Below are 23,660 nucleotides of genomic sequence, written 5' to 3' on the forward strand. Positions count from 1 at the left end.
CCGTCATCGGGGACCGTTTCATGCTGTCCGCCATGTTCGAAGAGGCGCTGCGCGAGCGCTGCCGGCTGTTCGAGCTGTCGATCCGGACTCATGACATGCCCTGGCCGGACGCGCCGATGGAGCATGGCTATGCCGTGAAGGGCATGGACGGCCTCAAGGAATACATGGGAACGGCTGACGAGGTGGTGGCCTACACCGGCGACAGCGAAATCCTGGTGACGCAGCTGGCGCCGCTCTCCGCCTCGATCATGGACCGGCTGCCAAACCTGAAGTTCGTCGCCGTGTCGCGTGGCGGCCCTGTCAACATAGATATGGCCGCGGCGCGGACCCGCGGCATCACCGTTGTCAACACGCCGGGCCGCAACGCTTCCGCGGTGGCCGAATTCACCATCGGGGCCATACTGGCGGAGACCCGCAACATCACAAGGGGCCATGACGCGCTGCGCCGCGGCGAATGGCGGGGCGATCTCTACCGCGCCGATCTGACCGGCCAGGAATTGTCGGAGATGACCGTTGGCCTGATCGGTTATGGCGAGGTCGGTCGCCGCGTGGTCAGGCTGCTGAAAGCCTTTGGTTGCCGTATTCTGGTTTGCGATCCCTATGTCCAGCTCTCGGCCGGCGATCTGAGCGATGGCGTCATCCAGGCTTCGCTTGAGCGCATTCTCGCGGAGTCGGACGTGCTCTCGCTGCACCCGCGGGTAACGGCGGAGACCGCCCATATGATCAACCGTGCCACGCTCGCCCAGATGAAGGACGGGGCCTATCTGATCAATACGGCGCGCGGCCCGCTGGTGAACTACGATGATCTCCATGAGGCGCTGGTCTCCGGCAAGCTCAGGGGCGCCATGCTCGAAACCTTCGATGTCGAGCCCGCACCGGCTGACAACCGGTTTCTGGCGCTTCCCAATGTCACGCTGACGCCGCATATCGCCGGGGCCTCGGTCAAAACCGTGCGCTATGCGGCGGGCCTCGCGGCGGAAGAGGTACGCCGTTATCTGGCGGGCGAACCCGCGCTCAACCTGTGCTGACGGACCAGCCGGCATGCGGGCGTTGAAACCGGTCGATCTACTCGTCATTGGCGGCGGCGTGAACGGCGCGGGCATCGCGCGCGATGCGGCGGGCCGGGGGCTTTCCGTTGTTCTTTGCGAGAAGGACGATCTCGCGCAGGGCACGTCGTCCAGGTCGGGGAAGCTCATTCATGGCGGCTTGCGCTATCTCGAGTATTATGAATTCCGGCTGGTGCGCGAGGCGCTGATTGAGCGCGAGGTTCTGCTCAACGCCGCGCCGCACATCGTCTGGCCGATGCGTTTCGTTTTGCCGCATTCGCCCGAACAACGCCCGGCCTGGCTCGTGCGCCTCGGCCTGTTCCTGTATGATCACCTGGGCGGCCGCCAGAAGCTGCCCGGCTGCCGCAACATCGATCTGCGCCGCGATCCCGAGGGCATGCCGATCCGCGGCGATTTCACCCGCGCATTCGAATACTCCGATTGCTGGGTCGACGACGCCCGGCTTGTTTCTCTCAATGCGGTGGACGCCAGAGAACGCGGCGCCCTGGTGATGACGCGCACCGCGGTGACCTCGGCGCGCCGCGCAGATGGCGCATGGGACGTCCGGCTCACGGCCGCCGATGGCGCGGTATCAGCGCTCCGCGCCAGGGCCATCGCCAATGCCGCCGGGCCATGGGTCGAGAACGTCATCAGCCAGGTAGCTGGGTCCAACTCGCCGCGCCGGGTGCGGCTGGTCAAGGGAAGCCATATCGTGGTGCCGAAATTCTGGCGGGGGCCGCATGCCTATCTGTTTCAGAACACCGACGGGCGGGTGATTTTCGTCAATCCCTATGAAAAGGACATGGCGCTGATCGGCACCACCGACATCCCCTATGAGGGCCGGGCCGAAGACGTGGCGATTGATGACGGCGAGATTGATTATCTGCTGGCCGCCGTGAACCGCTACATCAAGACGCCGGTCAGTAAGGATACGATCATCCACCAATTCTCCGGGGTCCGCCCGCTTTATGACGACAATGCCGAAAACCCCTCGGCGGTGACGCGCGACTATGTGTTTGACATAGCAGGAGAGCCTCCCATGCTCTCGGTGTTTGGCGGCAAGATCACCACGTATCGGAAGCTGGCGGAACATGCGTTAGAGAAGCTCCGGCCGAACTTCCCCAACATGAAGAATGCGTGGACGGCCACTGCTCCGCTTCCGGGCGGCGATATGCCGGACGCCGATTTCGACCAATTCCTGGCTGGCTTCCGCATCAGCCATCCATGGCTTTCTGAACCGCTCTCCTATCATTACGCCCGTCTCTATGGAACGCGGGCACTGAAGTTGCTCGGCAACACAAGCAGCCAGGCGGATCTCGGCCGTCACTTTGGCGGGCTGCTTTATCAGCGTGAAATTGACTATCTTCGCCGGGAGGAATGGGCCCGGACGGCCGAAGACGTGCTGGACCGCCGCACCAAGCATGGCCTTGCTCTGAGCGCCGGCCAACGCAAGACCGTAACCGAAGCGCTGGACCAGCTGTTGTCAGGTCAAGCCTAGGACAAATGCCGGATGACCGCGCCCGCTCCGGGCGAGATGGGCACTTCATGTTGTCTGGCGCGCACACAGCAAGCCGCATCACCGGCCCGGCGTTTGAGCGTTGCTCGATAGGCTGCTAGACTGAACCCGCAAGGGAGATGCCATGATGACTAAACTCCGGCCATTAGCCCCCGCCGCCCGTTTCGCGCCGGTGGCGCGCAATCAAGGCGTGCCGCTGTCGGCTGACTGGTTCGAGGATGTGCAGGTTAACCTCTCGGCGGCAGAGCGCCGCGCCGCCTCCCTGCCGGCGCGGCGCAGCGTCAAGAAGGCCTATCAGGCGGCCTGGCTGGTGAAGGCAATTCAGTGCATCGACCTCACCACATTGAGTGGCGATGATACGCCGGGCCGCGTGCACCGGCTCTGCGCCAAGGCGATGCGCCCGTTGCGCCCCGATCTGGTGGCGGCGCTGGGGCTGGCCGAAAACCCGCCGCAGGTGGGCGCTGTCTGCGTCTATCCGGCAATGGTGCCCTATGCCGTCAAGGCGCTCTCGGGTTCCGGCATTCCGGTGGCCTCGGTCGCCACCGGTTTTCCGGCCGGGCTGACGCCGCTTCCCCAGAGACTCGCCGAAATCCGCTATGCCGTCGATCACGGGGCGGAGGAGATCGACATCGTCATCCACCGCACCCAGGTGCTCACCCAGGACTGGACGGCGCTCTATGATGAGGTAGCCGCCATGCGGGCCGCCTGTGGACCAGCGCACATGAAGGCGATCCTCGCCACTGGCGATCTCAAGACGCTCCGTAATGTCTATAAGGCCTCGATGGTGGCGATGCAGGCGGGAGCCGATTTCATCAAGACCTCGACCGGCAAGGAAGAGGTGAACGCCACGCTGCCGGTGAGCCTCATCATGGTGCGGGCGCTGCGCGATTACGGCGATCTCACCGGATACCACATCGGCTTCAAGCCAGCGGGCGGCCTCAAGACCGCCAAGGACGCCATGACCTGGATGATCCTGATGAAGGAAGAGCTCGGCCGCCGCTGGCTGGAGCCGGATCTGTTCCGGATTGGCGCCTCCTCGATGCTGGCCGACATCGAACGCCAGCTCGAACACCATGTCACCGGACGCTACGCCGCCGCCACGCACCAGCCGCTCGCCTGAGAAAGCCCCGCGCCATGCCCAGCGTTTCAGAGATTCTCGCCACCATGGATTATGGCCCAGCGCCGGAAGGCAATGCGCCTGTGCTTGCCTGGCTCGAGGCCAATGCCGGCGGCTTCGGCCATTTCATCAACGGCCGCTTCACGAAGCCGGCCGGGGCCAGGCTGTTCACGGTGTCCAACCCGGCGACCGGCAAGCCGCTGGCGCGGGTCAGCCTGGGCGCCGCGGCCGACATCGATGCGGCGGTGAAGGCGGCGCGCAAGGCGTTTCCGGCCTGGGCGAAGCTTGCCGGCCACGACCGCGCGCGCTGCCTTTATGCGCTGGCCCGGCTGATCCAGAAGCGCGAGCGTTTCCTCGCCGTGCTGGAGACCATGGACAATGGCAAGCCGATCCGCGAATCACGCGACATCGATGTTCCGCTGGCGGCCCGGCACTTCTATCATCATGCCGGCTGGGCGGAACTGATCGCCGACGAATTTCCCGGCTATCGCCCGCTTGGCGTATGCGGGCAGATCATCCCGTGGAACTTCCCGCTGCTGATGCTGGCCTGGAAGATCGCGCCGGCACTGGCGGCCGGCAATACGGTGGTGCTGAAGCCGGCCGAGTTCACGCCGCTCTCGGCACTTGCCTTTGCCGAACTCTGCCGCGAGGCGGGGCTGCCCGATGGCGTGGTCAACATCGTGACCGGTGACGGCGCCACGGGCGCGGCACTGGTGCAGCATCCCGATGTCGGCAAGATCGCCTTCACTGGCTCCACCGAGGTGGGCCGGCTGATCCGCAAGGCCACGGCGGGGACCGAGAAGAAGCTCTCGCTCGAACTTGGCGGCAAGTCGCCCTTCATCGTGCATGAGGATGCCGATCTCGACGCAGCGGTGGAAGGTGTCGTCGACGCGATCTGGTTCAACCAGGGCCAGGTGTGCTGTGCCGGTTCGCGCATTCTGGTGCAGGAAGGCATTGCGCCGAAGTTCCTCGCCAAGCTGAAGCGGCGCATGGAAACACTGCGGGTCGGCGACCCGCTGGATAAGTCCGTGGACATGGGCGCCATCGTCGATCCCGTTCAGCTCACGCGCATCTCGGAACTCGTGGAAACCGGAAAGCGCGAGGGTGGCATGCTCCTGCAAGCCTCCTGCGGACTGCCGGAAACCGGCAACTGGTTCGCGCCGTCGCTGTTCACCGATGTCGAACCGTCGTCCACCGTGATGGACGTAGAGATCTTCGGCCCGGTCGCCGCGCTGATGAGTTTCCGTACGCCGGAGGAAGCGGTGCAGATCGCCAACCACACCCGCTATGGTCTTTCCGCCACCGTATGGTCCGAGAACATCAACCTGGCGCTTGATACGGCGGCCCGCGTCAAGGCGGGCGTGGTGTGGATCAATTCGACGAATCTGTTTGACGCCGCGGCGGGTTTCGGCGGCTACCGCGAGTCAGGGTTCGGCCGCGAGGGCGGGCGGGAAGGCATGTATGAATATCTCGTCCCCGGCTGGGAGGCCGGTCTGAGGCCGGAGGCGGCGGCGAAACGCGCGCCACTCAGTGCGCTGCCGCCTGATGCGAGCGAGCCTGGCGGCATCGACCGCACGGCCAAGCTCTATATCGGCGGCAAGCAGGCAAGGCCGGACGGCGGCTATTCCTATTCCGTCTACGGAGCGAAAGGCAAAGCCATCGGCCAGGCCGGGCTCGGCAACCGCAAGGATATTCGCAACGCCGTCGAGGCGGCGGCCAAGGCTTCCGCCTGGTCGGCGGCCACCGCGCATAACCGGGCGCAGGTGATCTACTATATCGCCGAGAACCTGGCGCCCCGGGCCGCCGAGTTCGCGGCCCGCCTCGTCGCCATGGGCCAGGGCAAGGCTGAAGCGAAGGCGGAGGTTGACGCCGCCATCGCCCGCATCTTCTGGTACGCCGCGCAGGCTGACAAATATGATGGCCGCGTCCATGCCACCAAGTCACGCCATGTGACGCTGGCCATGAACGAGCCCTGGGGTGTCATGGGCCTCGTCTGCCCCGACGAGATGCCGCTTCTCGGCTTCGTATCGCTGGTGATGCCGGCCATCGCCATGGGCAACCGGGTGGTCGCGGTGCCCTCGCCCCGCCAGCCGCTGGCGGCCACCGATCTCTATCAGGTGTTCGACACGTCGGATGTGCCGGGCGGCGTGATCAACATCGTCACCGGTGAGCGCGACGAGCTGGCGAAGACGCTGGCAGACCACGATGACGTCGCGTGTGTGTGGTATTGCGGTTCCAGACAGGGCGCGGCGGCGGTCGAGGCGGCAAGCGCCGGAAACCTCAAGGCCACATGGGTCTCGCACGGCAGGCGCCGCGACTGGCTGTCACGCGACCAGGGCCAGGGTCATGACTATCTGCGCCGCGCCGTGCAGGTGAAGAACATCTGGATTCCCTATGGCGAGTAAGGCTGGCCGCCTCACCCCCGGGCCTTCACCGCGAGGCGGTGGCGGTGCAGCAGCGGCTCGGTATAGCCGTTGGGCTGTGCGGCGCCCTTGAACACCAGGTCGCAGGCCGCCTGGAAGGCGATCGATGACGCGAAATCTGGCGCCATCGGCCGGTAGTTGGTGTCACCGGCGTTCTGCTTGTCGACCACCGCCGCCATGCGCTTCAACGTAGCCATCACCTGCTCCTCGCTGACCACGCCGTGGCGCAGCCAGTTGGCCATGTGCTGGGAGGAAATGCGCAACGTGGCGCGGTCTTCCATCAGCCCGACATTGTCGATGTCGGGGACTTTGGAGCAGCCGATGCCCTGGTCGATCCAGCGCACCACATAGCCGAGCATGCCTTGCGCGTTGTTGTCGAGTTCCTTCTGGATGTCGGCCGCCGTCCAGTTCGGCCGCGTCGCGACCGGAACCGACAGGATGTCGTCGAGGCTGGCGCGCGGCCTCGCCTTCAGCCGCTCCTGCACCGCCTTCACATTCACCTTGTGGTAATGCGTGGCATGCAGCGTGGCCGCGGTGGGCGAGGGCACCCAGGCGGTGTTGGCCCCGGCCTGCGGATGCGCGAGCTTGAGCGACAGCATGATCGCCATATGATCGGGGATCGCCCACATGCCCTTGCCGATCTGGGCATGGCCGGGAAGCCCGCAGAGCAGGCCGATATCGACATTCCAGTCCTCATAGGCCTTGATCCACGGCGCCTGCTTCATGTCGCCCTTGCGGATCATCGGGCCCGCTTCCATGGCGCTGTGGATTTCGTCGCCGGTGCGGTCGAGGAAGCCCGTATTGATGAACACGATGCGCGCGCTGGCCTGGCGGATGCATTCCTTGAGGTTGACGGTGGTGCGCCGCTCCTCATCCATGATGCCGATCTTCATGGTGTTGGGCGCAAGCCCCACGGCCTGCTCGACGCGCCCGAACAATTCGACCGCGAAGGCCACCTCGTCCGGCCCATGCATCTTGGGCTTCACCACATACATGGACCCGGCGCGCGAATTCATGCGCCGTCCGCGCGGGCCAACGTCGTTGCGCGCGATGAGGGCGGTGAGCATCGCGTCCATGATGCCTTCCGGCGCCTCATTGCCGTGGCGGTCAAGCACCGCGGGGGTGGTCATCAGGTGGCCCACGTTGCGCACCAGCATCAGGGCGCGGCCGGGAAGCGTCAGCTTGCCGCCGCCGGCGGCTTCGTAGACGCGGTCGGGGTTGAGCCGGCGGGTGAAGCGCTGGCCGCCCTTGTCAATTTCCTCGGTAAGGTCGCCGCGCATCAGTCCCAGCCAGTTGCGATAGACGGCCACCTTGTCGGCGGCGTCCACCGCGGCCACCGAGTCCTCGCAGTCCATGATGGCGGTGACGGCGGATTCGAGCGTCACATCGGAAATTCCGGCCTTGTCGGTCTTGCCGATCGGATGCGTGCGGTCGATGGCGATCTCGATGTGAAGCCCGTTGTTGCCAAGCAGGATCGCCTCGGGATTGTCCGTGGAGCCGCGGAAGCCCTTGAAGCGCGACGGGTCCTTGAGGCCGCCGCGGTCAGTCGCCAGCCCGCCGCGCTCGATCGTGAGGCGCGTGACATCGGCCCACTTGGCGCCGGCGAGCGGCGCTGCCGCATCGAGGAAGTTGCGCGCCCAGGCGATGACCCTGGCGCCGCGCACCGGATTGTAGCCTTTTGTCTTCCCGGCGCCGTCCTGTTCCGGGATCGCGTCGGTGCCATAGAGCGCGTCATAGAGGGAGCCCCAGCGCGCATTGGCGGCGTTGAGCGCATAGCGCGCGTTCATCACCGGCACCACCAGCTGCGGCCCCGCCACCTGGGCGATCTCGGGGTCGACATTGGCGGTGGTCACCTGGAAGTCCGGGCCTTCCGGCACCAGATAGCCGATCTCCGTGAGGAAGGCGCGGTAGGCCGCCATGTCGGCAGGCGCGCCGTTGCGGCGGTACCAATCGTCGAGCTGCGCCTGCAGTTCGTCGCGCCTCGCCAGCAGGGCGCGGTTCTTCGGCGCGAGGTCTTCGAGAATGGCGGCAAAGCCGTGCCAGAATTCGGTCTCGCCGATGCCGGAGCCGGCCAGGGCCTCCTCGGCCACGAAGGAACACAAGTCTCCTGAAACCTTGAGGCCCGCGATCTCGATCCGGTTGGTCACCTGGCAGTCTTTCCCTTTGTCTGGTCCGGCGCGGGCTTCTAAACGATCATCCGCCCGGGTTCCAGCCTCGGCGGCGCATGGCCGCTACAACTTTCTGAGCCAGCTCATGTCGGGGTAGGGGATCGGCTCCTTGGCCCTGAACAGGAAGCGGCTGAAAATCTGGCTGTAACCTTTCATCAGATAGCCGTTGTTGCGGGCGATCAGCGCGGCGCGCTCGGCGCGGTAGAAGGCCGGCAGCTTGTACCAGGCGAGGCCGGGCTTCGCGTGGTGCGCCACATGCAGATTGTTGTTGAGGAACAGCAGCGACCAGAACGGCGAGGCCTCGACGATGATGGTGCGGTGATCGACCGCTTCCGCCGCCTGGTGCTCGCAATAGGAGCGCACCAGCGCCAGCGAAATGCCGGGATAGGCGATCAGCAGATAATACTGCCAGAACGGCATTCCGGCCACGCCCACCACCAGCCACAGGGTGATCACCGCCGAGAGGGCGAACCATGCCCAGGCTGTCAGCGTCTCGCGGTTGCCGCGTGCGATGTCGCGGAACTCCGCGCCCCAGAACTGCACGATGCTGACGGCGGGGCCGATCAGCATACGGCCGGCCAGCGTCTGGTTGATCGCGAACAGCACGCGGCGGATGCCTTTCACCTGCGCCCAGTGCTCTGGCAGCTGGTAATAGGATTCGGGGTCGAGCTGCGGGTCGGTGAGGTTGGCGTCATTGTGATGGGCGAGATGGGTTTCCTTGTAGCGGCGGAAGGGCAGCCACAGGGCGGGCGCGATGAACACCATGGCCTCGTTGAGCCGCCGGCTGCCGGTGGGGTGGCCGTGCAGCACCTCGTGCTGAAGCGAGGAGTGCAGCGCCGTGCAATAGGCGCCGATGGGCAGGATCAGCCACCACGGCAGGCTGGCGTGGAACCACACGACAAGCCCAAGAGCCAGGTAGACGGCGGCGATCAGCGCCACCGTCGGCCATTCGATCTCGCGCGGCGTTTCTCTGGCCATGCCCGGCTTCGTCGCCCCCTCGGCCCTTCAGTTGCCGAGCAGGGCGCTCTCCAGAATGTCGAGGCCTTCCTTGATGATCATCTCGGAGGCGGTGAGCGGGGTCAGCATGCGCACCGTATCGGCATAGACGCCGCAGGTGAGGATGAGCAGGCCGCGCTCCAGGCACTTCGCCGCCAGCGCCTTGGCGCCGGCCGGGTCGGGCTCGTTGCCACCATGCTGGGTGACGAGCTCGAAGGCGCACATGGCGCCGAGCCCGCGCACATCGCCGATCGGCATGCCGCGGCCCTTGGCCTTGATCGCCTGCAGACGCTCCATGATGATCTTGCCCTGTCTTTCGGCCTTGTCGAGCAGGTCGTCCTGGGCGAAGGCGTCGAACACGCCGAGTGCGGCGGCGCAGGCAATGGGGTTGCCGGCATAGGTGCCGCCGATGCCGCCGGGTTCCGGCGCATCCATGATCTTGGCGCGGCCCACCACCGCGGCGAGCGGGAAACCGCCGGCCAGCGACTTGGCGACCGTCATCAGATCGGGTTCGACGCCGTAGTGCTCCATGGCGAAGAACTTGCCGGTGCGGCCGAAGCCGGACTGGATCTCGTCGGCGATCAGCAGGATGCCGTGATCGTCGCAGAGCTTGCGCAGCCGCACCATCAGCTCCTTGGGCGCGATATAGAAGCCGCCCTCGCCCTGCACCGGCTCGATGATGATCGCCGCCACCCGCGACGGCTCGACATCGGCCTTGAACAGCCATTCGATGGCGTGGATCGATTCATCCACCGTGTGGCCCTTGTGGGCGACGGGGAAGGGAACATGCCACACGCCGGGCGCCATCGGCCCGAACTTGGCCTTGTAGGGCACCACCTTGCCGGTGAGCGACATGCCGAGCAGGGTGCGGCCGTGGAAGCCGCCATGGAAGGCGATGACGTCCGAACGGCCGGTATAGGCGCGGGCGAATTTGATGGCATTCTCCACCGCCTCGGCGCCGGTGGTGACGAGGGCTGACTTCTTCGGGCCGGTGATCGGCGCCACGGCGTTGAGACGCTCGCAGACCTCGATGAACGGCGCATAGGGCATCACCATGGCGCAGGTGTGGGTGAAGGCCTCGAGCTGCTCATAGACCCGCTTCATCACCGCCGGGTGGCGGTGGCCGGTGTTGACCACCGCGATGCCGCCGCCGAAATCAATGTAGCGGTTGTTTTCGACATCCCAGATTTCGGCGTTTTCGGCGCGCGCCGCGATCACCGGCGCGCCGGCGCTGATGCCGCGCGAGACGGCCTTGGCGCGGCGTTCCACCCATTCCTTGTTCAGGCCGGGGGCTGCGACGGGTGCGTTCATGATCATCTCCCTGGAAAAGCGACTGCTGGCTTTTACGCCGGTTGACGGGCTGGCGGCAAACGGATTTCATGCCATGCTTTAGAAAGGCTGGCGCATGACTGATCTGATCCGGATGACCGCCATGGAGATCGTGGCAGGCTTGCGCGGCGGCGCCATTACCCCGCTCGACTGCCTTGACGCGCTGGAGCGGCGGATCGCTGCGGTGAACCCGGCCGTCAACGCGCTCCCAACCCTGTGTTTTGAGCGCGCCCGCGGCCATGCCCGCGCGCTGATGGAAAAGCCGCCCGCCGCGCGCGGCGCGCTGGCCGGCCTGCCGGTGCCGATCAAGGACCTGATCGATGTGGCAGGCGTGCGCTGCACCCAGGGCTCGCCGATTTTCCGGGACCGGGTGGCGGAGACGTCCGATGTTCTGGTCCGCCATCTCGAAGGCCGGGGCGGCGTCGTCTATGCCATGTCGAACACGCCCGAATTCGGGGCTGGAGCGCACACCTTTAACGAGGTTTTCGGCCTCACCCGCAACCCGTGGAACACGAAGCTCTCGGCCTCGGGCTCATCCGGCGGTGCGGCGGTGGCGCTGGCCACCGGCATGGCCTGGGTGGGGCATGGTTCCGACCTTGGCGGCTCCCTGCGCAACCCGGCGAGCTTCTGCGGGGTTACCGGCCTCAGGCCGTCTCCGGGGCGGGTGGCGGCCACGGTGTTCTCCAAGATCGATTCGACCCTGGGCGTCGAAGGTCCGATGGCCCGCAACGTCACCGACCTGGCGCTCATTTTCGACGCCATGGTGGGCGAGGAGCCGGAAGACCCGCTGTCGCTGCCCTCGGACGGAACTTCCTATGTGGCGGCGGCGCGGAGCGGCTGGCGGCCGCGGCGCATCGCCGTATCGCGCGATCTGGGGCTGCCGCCTGTCGACCGCGAAGTGGCCGCCCTCGTGCTGGCCGCAGCCGGCAAGCTTGCAGCCGAAGGGGTGATCGTCGAGGAGGCGCACCCGGACTTATCGGAAACCCGGGATTGCGCACAGGTGCTGCGCGCGCTCGCCTATGCCAACATGAAGCCGCTGCTTGACCAGCACCGCGATCTCCTCAAGCCCGAAGTGGTGTGGAACATCGAGCGCGGCCTCGCCCTCACCGGCGCCGAGATCGCCCGCGCCGAGGCCCAGCGCGGCGCCATGGTCCGCCGCATGCGGGCGGTCTTCGAGACCTATGATCTTCTCCTTTGCCCCACCACCATCGTGCCGCCATTTCCGGCCGATCAGCGCTACGTAACGGAATGCGACGGCGTGCAGTTCTCCTCCTATGTCGACTGGCTGATGATCGTACACGCGGTCACGCTCACTGGCTCGCCGGCTGTCTCGATTCCCTGCGGCTTCACCAGGACCGGCCTGCCGGTTGGACTGCAAGTGGTGGCGCCCGGCCGCGGCGAGGCGCGGCTGTTCGCCGGCGCGCGTTTCATCGAAGAGGCGCTGGGCCTCGGCGTCATCACCCCGATCGAGCCGCGGAGCTGAGCCGGACATGCGCGGGCTGATGCAGGATTTTCCGCTGCTGGTTCACCAGGTGCTCGATCACGCGGCGCGCTGGCATGGGCGGACCGCGATTGTCTCACGCTCCATCGAGGGTCCGCTGCACCGCACCGATTATGCGGAGCTGAACCGCCGCTCCCGGGCGCTGGCCTCGGCCTGTGAAAAGCAGCTGGGGCTAAGGCTCGGCGCGGTGATCGCCACCATGGCGTGGAACAGCTGGCGGCATCTTGAAATCTGGTATGGGCTGATGGGGCTCGGCGCCATCGTCCACACGCTCAACCCGCGCCTGTTCACCGAGCAGCTGGCCTATATCATCAACCATGCCGAGGATCAGTGGATATTCACCGATCTCACCTTCGTGCCGCTGCTGGAAGCGCTGCAGGAGCGGCTGCCGCGCGTCAAAGGCTTCATCATCATGACCGATGAAGCCCACATGCCGCCGGCCACCACGCTTCGCAATCCCATCTGCTATGAAACCCTGCTGGCCGCGGGCGATGCCGGCTTCGCCTGGCCGTCCTTCGACGAGAACACCGCCTGCGGCCTCTGCTACACGAGCGGCACCACGGGCAAGCCCAAGGGTGTGCTTTATTCGCACCGGTCCAATGTTCTGCATGGGCTGATGTGCGCGCTGGGCGACTCAATGGCGCTGTCGGCCCGCGACACGGTGATGCCGGTGGTGCCGATGTTTCACGCCAATACCTGGTCACTGGCCTTCGCGGCGCCGATTTCGGGCGCCGCGATGGTCATGCCGGGGGCGAAGCTCGACGGCGCATCGCTTTACGAAATGCTGGAGGCGGGCAAGGTGAGTTTTGCCGCGGCCGTGCCCACCGTGTGGCTGATGCTGCTCGCCCATCTCGAGAAGAACCCGCAGCTGCGCCTGCCGCATCTGGAACGCGTGGTGATCGGCGGCTCGGCCTGCCCGGAAGCGATCATGCGGGCCTTTGTCGAGCATTACGACACGGATGTCATCCATGCCTGGGGCATGACCGAGATGAGCCCGATCGGTTCGCTCGCCAACCGGCCAACGGGCATTGCCGACGCCGATTGGTGGCCGCTGAAACTGAAACAGGGCCGCCCGCCCTTCATGGTGGACATGAAGATCACCGATGACGCGGGCAATACGCTTCCCCATGACGGCCGCACTTTCGGGCGGCTCAAGGTCAAGGGGCCCGCTGTCGCGCGCAGCTATTTCAGGGGCGAGGGGCTTGCCGCCTTCGACGCCGAAGGCTGGTTCGACACCGGCGATGTTGCCACCATCGATGAATGGGGCTTCATGCAGATCACCGACCGCGCCAAGGATGTGATCAAGTCCGGCGGCGAGTGGATTTCCTCGATTGACCTCGAAAATCTGGCGCTTTCCTGCCCGGGCGTGCAGGAGGCGGCGGCGATTGGCCTCGCGCATCCGGAATGGGGCGAGCGGCCGCTGCTGGTCGTGGTGCGCAAGGCCGGCGCCGGGGTTTCGGCGGCGGAGATCCGCGCCCATCTGGAGGGCAAGATCGCCAGGTGGTGGATGCCGGATGACGTCGAGTTCGTGGACGAGATTCCGCACACCGCCACCGGCAAGATCTCCAAGCTCGACCTGCGTGAGCGGTTCCGCGATTACCGCTTTCCCGGCACGGCTTCATAGACGCCGTCGCTCACTCTCAGGCGGCCCTGGGCCACGAGGTGCTCGAGATGGGCCGTGGCGGAGAGCGACGCCGCGCCATGCAGCGCCGGGTCCAGCCCCTCATAGACGACCGCCACCACATCTCTCACGCTGCGCGCGCCATTTTCGACGCTGGTCCGGATCGCCTCTTCACGCAGGCGGCGGTGGGCGAGATAGCCCTGCACCAGGGACAGGGGGTCGCGCCGCGACGGACCGTGGCCGGGATGGTAGACGAGATCGTTCCGTCCCAGCAGCTTTTCGAGCGAGATGAAATACTGCCCCATGTCGCCATCGGGCGGGGCAATCACGCTGGTTGCCCAGGACATGACATGATCGCCGCTGAACAGCGCCTGTTCTTCGGCGAGCGCGAAACACAGGTGGTTCGACATGTGTCCGGGCGTGAACAGCGCCCTCAGCGTCCAGCCGGGGCCGGTCACCGCATCGCCATCGCGGAGATTTATGTCCGGCGCGAAGCTGTGGTCGATCGAGGCATCGAGCCTGAGGCCCGCCACGCCGCCCGGTGCGGCTACCGCGCCATAGGCATGGGTGCGCGCGCCCGTTGCCTGCCGCAAGGCCGGGGCCAGCGGCGAATGATCGGCATGCGAATGGGTGACCAGGATATGGCTCACCGTCTCGCCGCGCAGCGCATGGAGGAGACGGTCAAGATGCGCGGGGTCGTCAGGCCCCGGATCGATCACCGCCACCTGACCGCGCCCGACGATGAAGGTGGAGGTGCCCTTGAAGGTATAGGGTCCGGCATTGCCCGCCACCACCCGGCGCACCAACGGTGACAACACCTCCACCTCGCCGGGAACGGCGTTGAATTGGCGGTCGAAGACAAGCTCACGCATATCGCCTGCCGTTCACTGCTCGCCTGTGGGGCAGCTGGGAGATATTTCACAAACTATTGATTTATTTGATTTTTCTTTACAGGTGACAGCCATGCGATTGCCTGGCAACGGCGGGTCTCGCGGGATGATCATGCGCATGCCATGAAAGCCTAGACCAGTTGGCAGCGGCGGGGAAGCCGTGGGTGAAGGCAAGGATTCACGAGTTTCATGCGGCGAAACGCCATCGCTCCAGGCTGACCTGAAACTGTTGACTGCAGAAGACTTGTTAAATCAATTAATGATTGAGTGTACGAGGCGAAATCAGGCATTGTTCCAGCAATTATACCGGGGCTTCACAGAACCATGACAGATACCGTACCGACCTTGCCCAAGCGTATTTGCGGCACTTGCAGTGCCTGTTGCGAGGGCTGGCTGAGCGGCCAGGCCTATGGCCGCCCGTTCTGGAAGGGCCGCCCCTGCTATTATCTCACCGAGGGCAAGTGCTCGATCTACGGCAACCATCCGCAGGACCCGTGCAAGAGCTTCCGCTGCCAGTGGCTGGCGGACGAGAATATCCCCGGCTGGATGAAGCCCAACGAGATCAAGGCCATCATCGTGCAGCGCCGCCGCGACGGCATTGACTATATCGAATGCGTGGAGGCAGGCGAGAAGCTGCGCGTCGAGGTGTTAAGCTGGCTCGTCATGTATGCGCTGCGCGCCAAAGTAAACTTGCGCTACTTCGTGAACGGCGGCGCCAACGTGGTGGGCTCGCCTGAATTCGTCAACATGCAGTGGTAAGGGACGGGCGGCCCCCGGTTGTTGAAAAAAGAGCCGGGGCAAAGAAGCAAGGGGGAAGGATCGGGCGTTTGCCCGCTCAGTACCGCCAGAACGGCACGCGCCCGGCCAAAGGGCGTAAATCGCGAATGCCTGCGGATGTTCAGCGGGACCTCGCCAAAGATACCGTATTATTGCAAACACAGCGTCCTCGATCTGGCCCGGATGGACAACCTATTGAAAGGTCACCTCCAGTGCGGATTGGTATGCTGCTTGACATTAGTCAGCGGCGGCTCTCCCGGACAGGTTCAGCAGCTCCCGCGCGGCTATCGTACGGCGATTGGCAGGCCCGCCGTTTTCAAGACCCATGCAAACCTCAGCCCGGCGCAGACGCTCACAAATGGCCTCTGCGTCGCCACCCTCCGCGGCTGCCGAAAAAGCCAGAAGCAGATGGCTGTCATACTCGTCAGCCATCGCTTCGCCGTCTTTCCAGGCGCCAGCCAGGCCAAGGGGGTCCCATATCCCGAAGCCGATTTCCCGGAGCTTCGGCAGCAGTTCGCGCATACCGGGCTTCATCGGCTGCGCACCCCTGTCTCGAAGTCATGGACGACAGCATCCGCCATGAAGGCCAGCGCTTCGGCGGCCTCGCCTACCAAGCCTGCCTCCCTGCGGGTGGCCGTTTCCGGCTCCTGACCCGGAGATTTGCTATAGAAATGATGCATGAGGCCCAGCCGCTTCAGTCCAAGCCCCTGCGCCAGCACGGTCATCAGGCCGATCCAGTAGACGGCGTCCTCGTTCGGCTGCTGGCGCGGGGGGCGCGTGGCGGCGTGGTCCTTGTCGGACATAGCGCGCGCGATCCGCGCCTCGGACCAGCCTTTGCGGCGATAGCGCGCGATCTCGCTGGCGCGCATGGCGTCAGGGTCTGTCCCATGCCGAAGGGCGCTGCCGAGAAAGGTGCCGCAATCGCAGGGCGCGCGGGAAATCACATATTCCCGCTCATCCGCGGTCAGAAGCGCCCGCAGGGCAGGGGTATCAACCCGCTCAGCCCGGCGGACATTGCTGCGCCTGTCGCGTGTCGCCAGAACGGCATTCACGCGCTCGAGGTCATCGGTGGCGGCTATCAGCGTGATGAAGGTGCACAAGGCATTAATCCTCCCCCCCTGCGCCGCGCCTTCCGGCGACGCATGCGCGGGTTGCGTGCCATAACTTCGGGGCAGCGGGATCAGGGGTGTAAAGCAAGGAAGCATCGCCGCGGTCATAATACCCGGTCGTGGCCAACACGGCCCCGGAATCCAGCAAGAAACGATTGGTTATGCGATACAGCCGGGTCATGTCACGTGGTCCGCCGCTGCGATCACGTCTGGTCCGCCGGCCAGAATGGCGATGATCTCTTGAATGTTTGCAGGTTGCCACGGCATCGGCAAGCGGTCCTTGTCCGCAAATTGCAGCATGGTGTAATCTTCGATCAGTTTCAGAGTTCCGGTCCGTCCGGCGCGGGCCGTGAACAGGGCATAGCTGTCCGTCCCGGGCAGGCGTTCACCTGCTTCGGCCAAAGCCATCAGCAAGGCATTCCAGCCCTCAGGCGTGTCTGTCGCAGAGACCGCGAAGCGCCTCTCAAGCCGCGCGATCTCCTCGGGATCGGGGGGCTCGCCGATGCCACAGCGGAACAGTACCGTGCAGGGCAGCCGCGCAAGTGGCGCCAATGACGCAAGCGGTAGAGCGTCAAAGCCGGTATGAAAAACAAGAATCGGCTGCCGATACCGTCGTGGCGCATCCCTCAGGGTATCGGGGCTGACGGGCTGATCCGCGACCAATGCGCTGATGTCGAGCAAGAGATAGCCCTGCCGATTGCTGCCCAGATAGACAGCATGACCAAACCGCCCATCTGGCAAGGGCAGTGCAAAGCCGTGACCGGCCCTGATACCTGTCCTGTCCGTGAAGGCCTGGTACTGGATGTCGAGGCCCGCGCCCTGATCGCCAGCGCCGAAGTCCTGTCCGTATCCATCATATTGCAAACCCTGCGCAAGCGCGAGCGCCTCGATCCGGCCGACGGCTGTGTCAATGTCTTGCGCCCAGCAAAGAGTCTCGCGCAGGATGAGACCGCCTGGCAACGTGCTGATCTCTATCCCGGCGGCCACGGTGGCGCGAAAGCGCTTCAGCCCGGTGGCACTCCCATAGACGAAATGTTCGATACGGCACGCCATCGTGGGTTATCTTTCAGACGGAGCTGGCGCGACTTCCTCGAACACGCGCACACTGTCGATTCGCAGGATCACCTTGCCCCCGTTGCGCCGCCGCATCACGGCGAGTTGGCTCAGCGACCATCCTGCCTCAGCATCCGCCTGAACGATGCCCTCGAACTGCAGGTTCCGGAGGCGCTCGCCGGATGACAGCAAGACATCAAAGAAACGCCCTTCCTCGAACAAGGCGGCGGCAGCCCGCACATTAATGGTGGGACGTTTCGGCCCAAGGCGCGGGAGCCATTTGAAGAAGATCGCAAGAACCATCACCAGAACTGCGGTGGCGATGGTTATAATCAAGGCCTTACCGAGAAACTGAACGAACTCCGGCATTGTGAACCTCTCTCCACTCCTCCTGCAGAGGGAAGCGGCTCAAACGATCCAGGATCAAGCGATGGAACGACACGCCGTGCTTGATCCGTCGCAAAGTCGCGATATCCGCCTTGCTGAAGATGTGCCCCGAAATCGCGGAGGTTGAAATCGTTTGTTTATGGCGGAACTATGACCAGATGTCCTTTGCGCAGATGACCACGATCTTTCTGTGCCGATCGGCAATCATGCCTTCACCCTGGCATTGCCCGGATCATAGAAGGGCTGGAGCCCGATCGTGGCGGGGAACACGTCACCCGCCACCACCAGCTCATATCGGCCGGTCAGCAGGAAATCATCGCTGACACCCGCAGCGTGACGCACATAGCCATAGCCCACCGGCTTGTTCAGCGTGTAGCCGAAGCCGCCGGAGGTGAGGTAACCCACCGTCTCGCCGTTGCGCAGAATGGTTTCGCGCCCCACCAGCACCACTTCAGGATTATCCAGGGTGAAGCCCGCGAGCCTCTTGCCGAGCGGCTTTTCCGCCGATGCCGCCAGCGCCGCGCGGCCGAGGAACGGCGTGTTGGCGCGCATCTTCACGGCCCAGCCAAGGCCCGCCTCAAAGGGCGTGTCATTGGGCGTGATGTCGGAGGACCAGGCGCGATAGCCCTTTTCAAGCCGCAGCGATTCGAGCGCCCGGTAGCCCACGGGCCTGATGCCGAAAGCAGCACCCGCCAGCATCAGCGCGTCGAACACCCGGCCGGTTTCGGCAAGCGGCACATGCAGCTCCCAGCCCAGCTCACCCACATAGGTGATGCGCAGCGCCCGCAGCCTGACGCCCGCCACCGCGATCTCGCGGACATGGCCAAAGGGGAAAGCCTCATTCGAGACATCGGCCGCGGTGGCCGCCGCCAGCACGTCGCGGGCCTTGGGGCCCATCAGCGACAGCGTGCCCCATGCTTCCGTCACATCGGCGATATCGACGCGCGCGCCGGATGGCAGATGATCGCGGATCCACGCCAGATCATGGGTGCGGAAGCCGGTGCCGGTGACCACATAGAAGCGGTCATCCGAGAGGCGCGCCACCGTAAGATCGGCCTCGATGCCGCCACGGCTGTTGAGCAGCTGGGTGTAGGCGATGCGGCCAGGCGGCCTTGCGATGCTGGCGGCACAGATCCATTCCAGCGCCGCGGCGGCATCTGGCCCCGAGATTTCGTATTTGGCGAAGCTCGACTGATCGAAGATGCCCACCGCATTGCGCACCAGCGCATGTTCGGCCCCGGCATAGGCAAACCAGTTCTGCCGCCCCATGGCATAGACATCGCGCGGCGTGACACCCGGCGGCGCGAACCAGTTGGGCCGCTCCCAGCCCAGCTTGGAGCCAAACACCGCGCCATGCGCCTTCAGCCGCTCATAGAGCGGCGAGACGATGCGCGGGCGGCCGCTTTCATATTCCTCATGCGGATAGCCGATGGTGTAGTGCTTGCCATAGGCCTCGCAGGTGCGGGCCGATACCCAGCCGCGGTCTTTGTGCAAGTCCGAGAAGCGCCGGATATCGACCACCCAGAGATCGAGCGGCGCCTCGCCGCTGACGATCCACTGCGCCAGCACCCAGCCCGCACCTCCGCCCGAGGCGATGCCGAAAGCGTTGAAGCCGGCCCCCACATACATATTGGCGCATTCAGGCGCGGGGCCGAGGATGAAGTTCCCGTCTGGCGTAAAGCTTTCCGGGCCGTTGATCATGCGTTTGACGCCCACCTCGGCCAGCGCCGGCACCCGCGCGATGGCATGCGCCATGTGCTGCTCGAAATGATCGTAATCATCGTCGAACAGCCGGAACTGCCAGTCCTGCGGCACGTCACCCGTTGTCCAGGGCTGCGGGTTGGATTCGTAGCCGCCCATGACGAGGCCGCCCACTTCTTCCTTGAAATAGGTCCGCCGGTCCGGATCGCGGATGGTGGGCGCATCCGCAGTGAGCCCGGCAATGCGCTCGGTGATGATGTACTGGTGCTTCACCGGCTGCAGCGGCACGTTGATGCCGGCAAGCGCGCCCAGCTGCCGGGCCCATTGGCCGCCGCAATTGGCCACCTTCTCGCAGGCGATCGTGCCCTGATCAGTCTCGACATGGGTGATGCGGCCCTCGTGAATGCGGAAGCCGGTGACCCGCACATTCTCGAAAATCCGCGCCCCGTGCATGCGGGCACCCTTGGCCAGCGACTGGGCGATGTCCGAGGGGCTCGCCTGGCCGTCGGTGGGAAGCCAGCTGGCGCCGACCAGGTCATCCACCTCCATCAGCGGCCACATCTTCTTCACCTCGGCGGGGGAGATCAGATGCATCTCCATGCCGAAGCTCTTCGCCGTGGTGGCCAGCCGCCGGAACTCTGTCCAGCGGTCCGGGTTGGTGGCGAGCCGCAGGCAGCCGGTCATCTTCCAGCCGGTTTCAAGCCCGGTCTCGGCGGCCAGGCCCTTGTAGAGTTCGACGGAGTATTTCAGCACCCTGGTGATCGAGGCCGAGGCGCGCAGCTGGCCCACAAGGCCCGCCGCATGCCAGGTTGAACCGCTGGTGAGCTGGCCCTGTTCGAGCAGCACAACATCGGCCTTGTGGTCGCGCGCCAGATGATAGGCCGTCGAGCAGCCGATGATGCCGCCGCCGATGACGACGATCTGGGCCTGGGTGGGAAGCGTCATGACGATCTCGTTTCGTGTTTGTCTTTCCGGCGGTGATGCCTTCGTACCATGTTTACGCCCCGGCAAGACCAAGGCGCGCGCGTTCCTTGCGGGCCGCGGCGTGGATCAGCCGGTCGGCGATGATGGCGATGAACGCCACCGCCAGCCCCGCCACCAGCCCGCGGCCGGGATCGGCCTTGGTCAAGGCGATATAGACTTCTTGCCCCAGATCGCGGGTGCCGACCAGCGCGGTGATGACCAGCATGGACAGCGCGAACATGATGGTCTGGTTGAGGCCCAGCAGGATCTCCGGCAGCGCCAGCTTGAGCCTGATGCGGGTCAGGATCTGCCAGCGCGTGCAGCCCATGGCGCGGCCGGCCTCGATGATCCGCGGATCGACCCCCTGAAGGCCGAGCACGGTGTAGCGGATGGCGGGGACGATGGCATAGGCGATGACCGCCAGCATGGCGGTGAAATCGCCGACCCGGAAGAGCATCACCGCGGGCATCAGATAGACGAAGGACGGCAGCGTCTGCAGCGTGTCGATCACCGCCTGCACACCGCGCCACAACAGATCACGCTCCGCCACCGCGACGCCGGCCAGAAGGCCAATCGCCATGGCCAGCACCACCGAGACGCCGCACAGATAGACGGTGATCATCGCTTTTTCCCACTGCCCGGAGGCGGCGATCAACAGCGCCAGCCCGCCCGCCAGCACCGCCAGCCGCCAGCCGCCCAGCCGGTAGCCCAGCGCCGCCAGCAGCAGCACCACGCCGAACCACGGCAGCCCGAGAAGGAATCGCTTCACAGGCAGCAGCAGGCCTGTCAGCACCGTGGTCTTCACTGCTTCCAGCGTGTCGAAGTAATTGACGTTGATCCATGCCATCAGGTCTGACCAGAACGGCCCGGTTGAAAGGCGCGCGGCCTCCGGGAAATCCCGCATGCCCGGCATGAGCAGCGACAGGAGGCTTCCCGCCGCCAGCAGCGCCAGGACGGCTGTCAGATAGGGGTTGCGCGCCACGAAGCCACCCTGCCGCGGCGGGCCGGGCTTGCGCCGCGCGAAGGCCTGGCTCAGCCGGTCAAGCGCGATGGCCAGCGCCACGATCGCGAAACCGGCTTCGAGGCCCGCCCCGAAATCGAGCCGCCGCAGCGCCGCCAGCACATCGAAGCCAAGACCGCCCGCGCCGATCATCGAGGCGATGATCACCATGTTGAGCGACAGCATGATGACCTGGTTGACGCCCACCATCAGCGCGTCCTTCACGCTTGGCACCAGCACCTGCCAGGTCATCTGCTGCCGGTTGCAGCCCACCATGCGCCCGAGATCATGGATTTCCGGCGTGACCCGCTGCAGCGCCAGGGTGGTGATGCGGGTCATCGGCGGCATGGCGTAGATCAGGGTCGCCACCACGGCGGCGGTTGGCCCGAAGCCGAACAGGATCAGGATCGGCACCAGATAGGCGAAGACGGGGATGGTCTGCATCAGGTCCAGCAGCGGCTTCAGGGCGCGGTCCACCCACTGGAAGCGATAGGCGAGTATTCCCAGCGCAAGACCGCCGGCCACGCCCAGCGGCACCGCCACCAGGATCGAGGCCAGCGTCAGCATGGCGCTGGCCCACTGGCCGAACACCGCGACGAAGCCAAGGCAGGCCGCCTCGAGCAGCGCCAGACGGACGCCCCCGGCATAATAGCCGAGCAGCACGAACACCGCGGTCACCGCCAGCCAGGAGACGGGCGGCAGGATCATCCGGGCGCCGCTGCCCTCGCCCGCCGCGAAACCGGTGGAGAGCAGCGCCAGCACCATGCGATAGGGCACATCGACCACGGCCGCGAGCAATCGCGTGACATCGGAAAAGCGCAGCGGGCCGATGGCCGCGTCGGTGGTAAGCCAGTTCATGAAACCGCCGATCCAGCTCGCCGCCGGAAGTGTCCAGGCCTTTGGCCAGTCGAAGGCCCATTTCACCGCTTCCTCGCCGAGGATGACGAACACCACCGTGATGAGGAAAGCCACCAGCAGCAACAGCGCCGCGGCGGGGCCGGAAGAGGCGGCGGATTTCACAGCACTCACCCTCCCAGCATCAGCCGCACGACATCGTCGCGCCGCAGAAGCCCAACCGTCGCACCGCGGTCATCGGTCACCCGCATCAGGTCAACGCCGGTGAGGAAGCGGGGCGCGATATCGGCAATCGAAGCGGAGGCGGGCACCGCTGGAATGCTCGCGGTCGCTGTTCCCGGCGTCATGATCGAGCGGGCGCGGACCACCTTGGCCTTGGGAACGGCCCGCGTGAATTCCCTCACATAGGCGGTAGCCGGCGCGGTGACGATTTCTTCGGCGGTTCCCACCTGCTCGATGGCGCCGTCCTTCATGATGGCGATGCGATCGGCGAGCCGGATCGCCTCATCGAAGTCATGGGTGATGAACACGATGGTCTTGCGCAACACGGCCTGCAGCCGCATGAACTCTTCCTGCAATTCCCGGCGGATCAGCGGATCGAGCGCCGAGAAGGGTTCATCGAGAAACCACAGTTCCGGTTCCACGGCGAGCGAGCGCGCGATGCCGACGCGCTGCTGCTGGCCGCCGGAGAGCTCGCGCGGAAACGCCGCCGCGCGGCCCGCCAGCCCGACAAGCTCGATCATCTCGCGGGCCCGCGCCTCGCGGGCTTCGCGGGAGATGCCCTGGATCGCCAGCGGGAAGGCCACATTGTCGAGAACGCTCAGATGCGGCAGCAGCGCGAAATGCTGGAACACCATGCCCATCTTGTGGCGGCGGATATCGATCATTTCAGATTCGGAAGCGGCCAGCAGATCCCGGCCGTTGAAGATGACTTCGCCCGCCGTGGGTTCGACGAGCCGCGACATGCAGCGCACCAGCGTCGACTTGCCGGAGCCCGAAAGCCCCATGATCACGAAGTTCTCGCCCTCGCGCACGTTGAGGCTGACATCGCGCACCGCGGGCACGAGGCCCGCCGCCTGGCATTGCGCCGGACTGGGGTTGCCGCCGAGCGCCGCCAGCTCCGCCAAGGAGCCGGCGCCAAAAATCTTCCAGACATTGCGGCAAATCAGCTTGTCGCGCGGCATCGGCCCCCGGCGGATGGCTACGGC

General features: G+C 65.4%; 18 protein-coding genes. 7 read left to right on the forward strand and 11 right to left on the reverse strand.

Annotated elements, in window-relative coordinates; all coding sequences use genetic code 11:
* Window positions 1-20: 20 nt before the first annotated feature.
* From ACKOED_RS11085 to ACKOED_RS11100, 4 genes are all read left to right on the forward strand, one after another.
* Window positions 21-1,028, forward strand: a complete 1,008-nt coding sequence (locus tag ACKOED_RS11085) for a 2-hydroxyacid dehydrogenase (RefSeq protein WP_408916678.1) — start codon at window positions 21-23, stop codon at window positions 1,026-1,028.
* Window positions 1,029-1,041: 13 nt separating this feature from the next.
* Window positions 1,042-2,544 carry a glycerol-3-phosphate dehydrogenase gene (locus tag ACKOED_RS11090; protein ID WP_408916655.1) on the forward strand — a complete coding sequence of 501 codons (1,503 nt, stop codon included), beginning with the start codon at window positions 1,042-1,044 and terminating at the stop codon, window positions 2,542-2,544.
* Window positions 2,545-2,689: 145 nt separating this feature from the next.
* Window positions 2,690-3,682: a deoxyribose-phosphate aldolase gene (deoC, locus tag ACKOED_RS11095; protein WP_408916679.1), complete on the forward strand. Its 993-nt coding sequence runs from the start codon at window positions 2,690-2,692 to the stop codon at window positions 3,680-3,682.
* Between the two features lie 14 nt (window positions 3,683-3,696).
* Window positions 3,697-6,084 carry an aldehyde dehydrogenase family protein gene (locus tag ACKOED_RS11100; protein ID WP_408916656.1) on the forward strand — a complete coding sequence of 796 codons (2,388 nt, stop codon included), beginning with the start codon at window positions 3,697-3,699 and terminating at the stop codon, window positions 6,082-6,084.
* Window positions 6,085-6,095: 11 nt separating this feature from the next.
* Here ACKOED_RS11100 and ACKOED_RS11105 read toward each other — a convergent pair whose 3' ends face one another.
* From ACKOED_RS11105 to gabT, 3 genes are all read right to left on the reverse strand, one after another.
* Complete coding sequence (locus tag ACKOED_RS11105; RefSeq protein ID WP_408916657.1) at window positions 6,096-8,249, reverse strand: malate synthase G; 2,154 nt, start codon at window positions 8,247-8,249, stop codon at window positions 6,096-6,098.
* 84 nt (window positions 8,250-8,333) lie between these two features.
* A complete protein-coding gene (locus ACKOED_RS11110; protein WP_408916658.1) occupies window positions 8,334-9,248 on the reverse strand; it encodes a fatty acid desaturase in 915 nt (304 codons plus the stop codon).
* A gap of 27 nt (window positions 9,249-9,275) precedes the next feature.
* On the reverse strand, window positions 9,276-10,577 hold the full coding sequence (gene gabT / locus ACKOED_RS11115; RefSeq protein ID WP_408916659.1) for a 4-aminobutyrate--2-oxoglutarate transaminase: 1,302 nt from the start codon (window positions 10,575-10,577) through the stop codon (window positions 9,276-9,278).
* A gap of 94 nt (window positions 10,578-10,671) precedes the next feature.
* Between gabT and ACKOED_RS11120 the strand changes: the two genes are divergently transcribed.
* Together ACKOED_RS11120 and ACKOED_RS11125 are read left to right on the forward strand one after the other, a co-directional pair.
* Window positions 10,672-12,078, forward strand: coding sequence for an amidase (locus ACKOED_RS11120; protein ID WP_408916660.1), 1,407 nt, complete (start codon window positions 10,672-10,674; stop codon window positions 12,076-12,078).
* Between the two features lie 7 nt (window positions 12,079-12,085).
* Window positions 12,086-13,720, forward strand: a complete 1,635-nt coding sequence (locus tag ACKOED_RS11125; protein ID WP_408916661.1) for a long-chain-fatty-acid--CoA ligase — start codon at window positions 12,086-12,088, stop codon at window positions 13,718-13,720.
* On the opposite strand, the gene ACKOED_RS11130 is transcribed toward ACKOED_RS11125, so the two are convergent.
* Entirely contained in the window at window positions 13,693-14,589 is an 897-nt protein-coding gene (locus ACKOED_RS11130; RefSeq protein ID WP_408916662.1) for an MBL fold metallo-hydrolase, read from the reverse strand. The genes ACKOED_RS11125 and ACKOED_RS11130 overlap by 28 nt on opposite strands.
* Before the next feature lie 342 nt (window positions 14,590-14,931).
* Between ACKOED_RS11130 and ACKOED_RS11135 the strand changes: the two genes are divergently transcribed.
* Entirely contained in the window at window positions 14,932-15,366 is a 435-nt protein-coding gene (locus ACKOED_RS11135) for a hypothetical protein (RefSeq protein ID WP_408916663.1), read from the forward strand.
* A gap of 255 nt (window positions 15,367-15,621) precedes the next feature.
* Here the strand turns inward: ACKOED_RS11135 and ACKOED_RS11140 are convergent, their stop codons facing one another.
* From ACKOED_RS11140 to ACKOED_RS11170, 7 genes are all read right to left on the reverse strand, one after another.
* Window positions 15,622-15,906 carry a hypothetical protein gene (locus ACKOED_RS11140; protein ID WP_408916664.1) on the reverse strand — a complete coding sequence of 95 codons (285 nt, stop codon included), beginning with the start codon at window positions 15,904-15,906 and terminating at the stop codon, window positions 15,622-15,624.
* Between the two features lie 8 nt (window positions 15,907-15,914).
* On the reverse strand, window positions 15,915-16,484 hold the full coding sequence (locus tag ACKOED_RS11145; RefSeq protein WP_408916665.1) for a hypothetical protein: 570 nt from the start codon (window positions 16,482-16,484) through the stop codon (window positions 15,915-15,917).
* A 186-nt stretch (window positions 16,485-16,670) separates the two neighbouring features.
* Window positions 16,671-17,546, reverse strand: a complete 876-nt coding sequence (locus tag ACKOED_RS11150; RefSeq protein ID WP_408916666.1) for a hypothetical protein — start codon at window positions 17,544-17,546, stop codon at window positions 16,671-16,673.
* 6 nt (window positions 17,547-17,552) lie between these two features.
* The gene (locus ACKOED_RS11155; RefSeq protein WP_408916667.1) at window positions 17,553-17,915 is read right to left on the reverse strand and encodes a hypothetical protein; all 363 of its coding nucleotides are present in this window, start codon (window positions 17,913-17,915) and stop codon (window positions 17,553-17,555) included.
* 222 nt (window positions 17,916-18,137) lie between these two features.
* On the reverse strand, window positions 18,138-20,579 hold the full coding sequence (locus tag ACKOED_RS11160) for an FAD-dependent oxidoreductase (RefSeq protein ID WP_408916668.1): 2,442 nt from the start codon (window positions 20,577-20,579) through the stop codon (window positions 18,138-18,140).
* Between the two features lie 52 nt (window positions 20,580-20,631).
* A complete protein-coding gene (locus tag ACKOED_RS11165; protein WP_408916669.1) occupies window positions 20,632-22,626 on the reverse strand; it encodes an ABC transporter permease in 1,995 nt (664 codons plus the stop codon).
* On the reverse strand, window positions 22,623-23,636 hold the full coding sequence (locus tag ACKOED_RS11170) for a glycine betaine/L-proline ABC transporter ATP-binding protein (RefSeq protein ID WP_408916670.1): 1,014 nt from the start codon (window positions 23,634-23,636) through the stop codon (window positions 22,623-22,625). Before ACKOED_RS11170 ends, ACKOED_RS11165 begins: the two co-directional genes overlap by 4 nt.
* Between the last annotated feature and the right edge of the window lie 24 nt (window positions 23,637-23,660).

Source organism: Aestuariivirga sp., assembly GCF_046093005.1.
GTDB lineage: Bacteria > Pseudomonadota > Alphaproteobacteria > Rhizobiales > Aestuariivirgaceae > Aestuariivirga.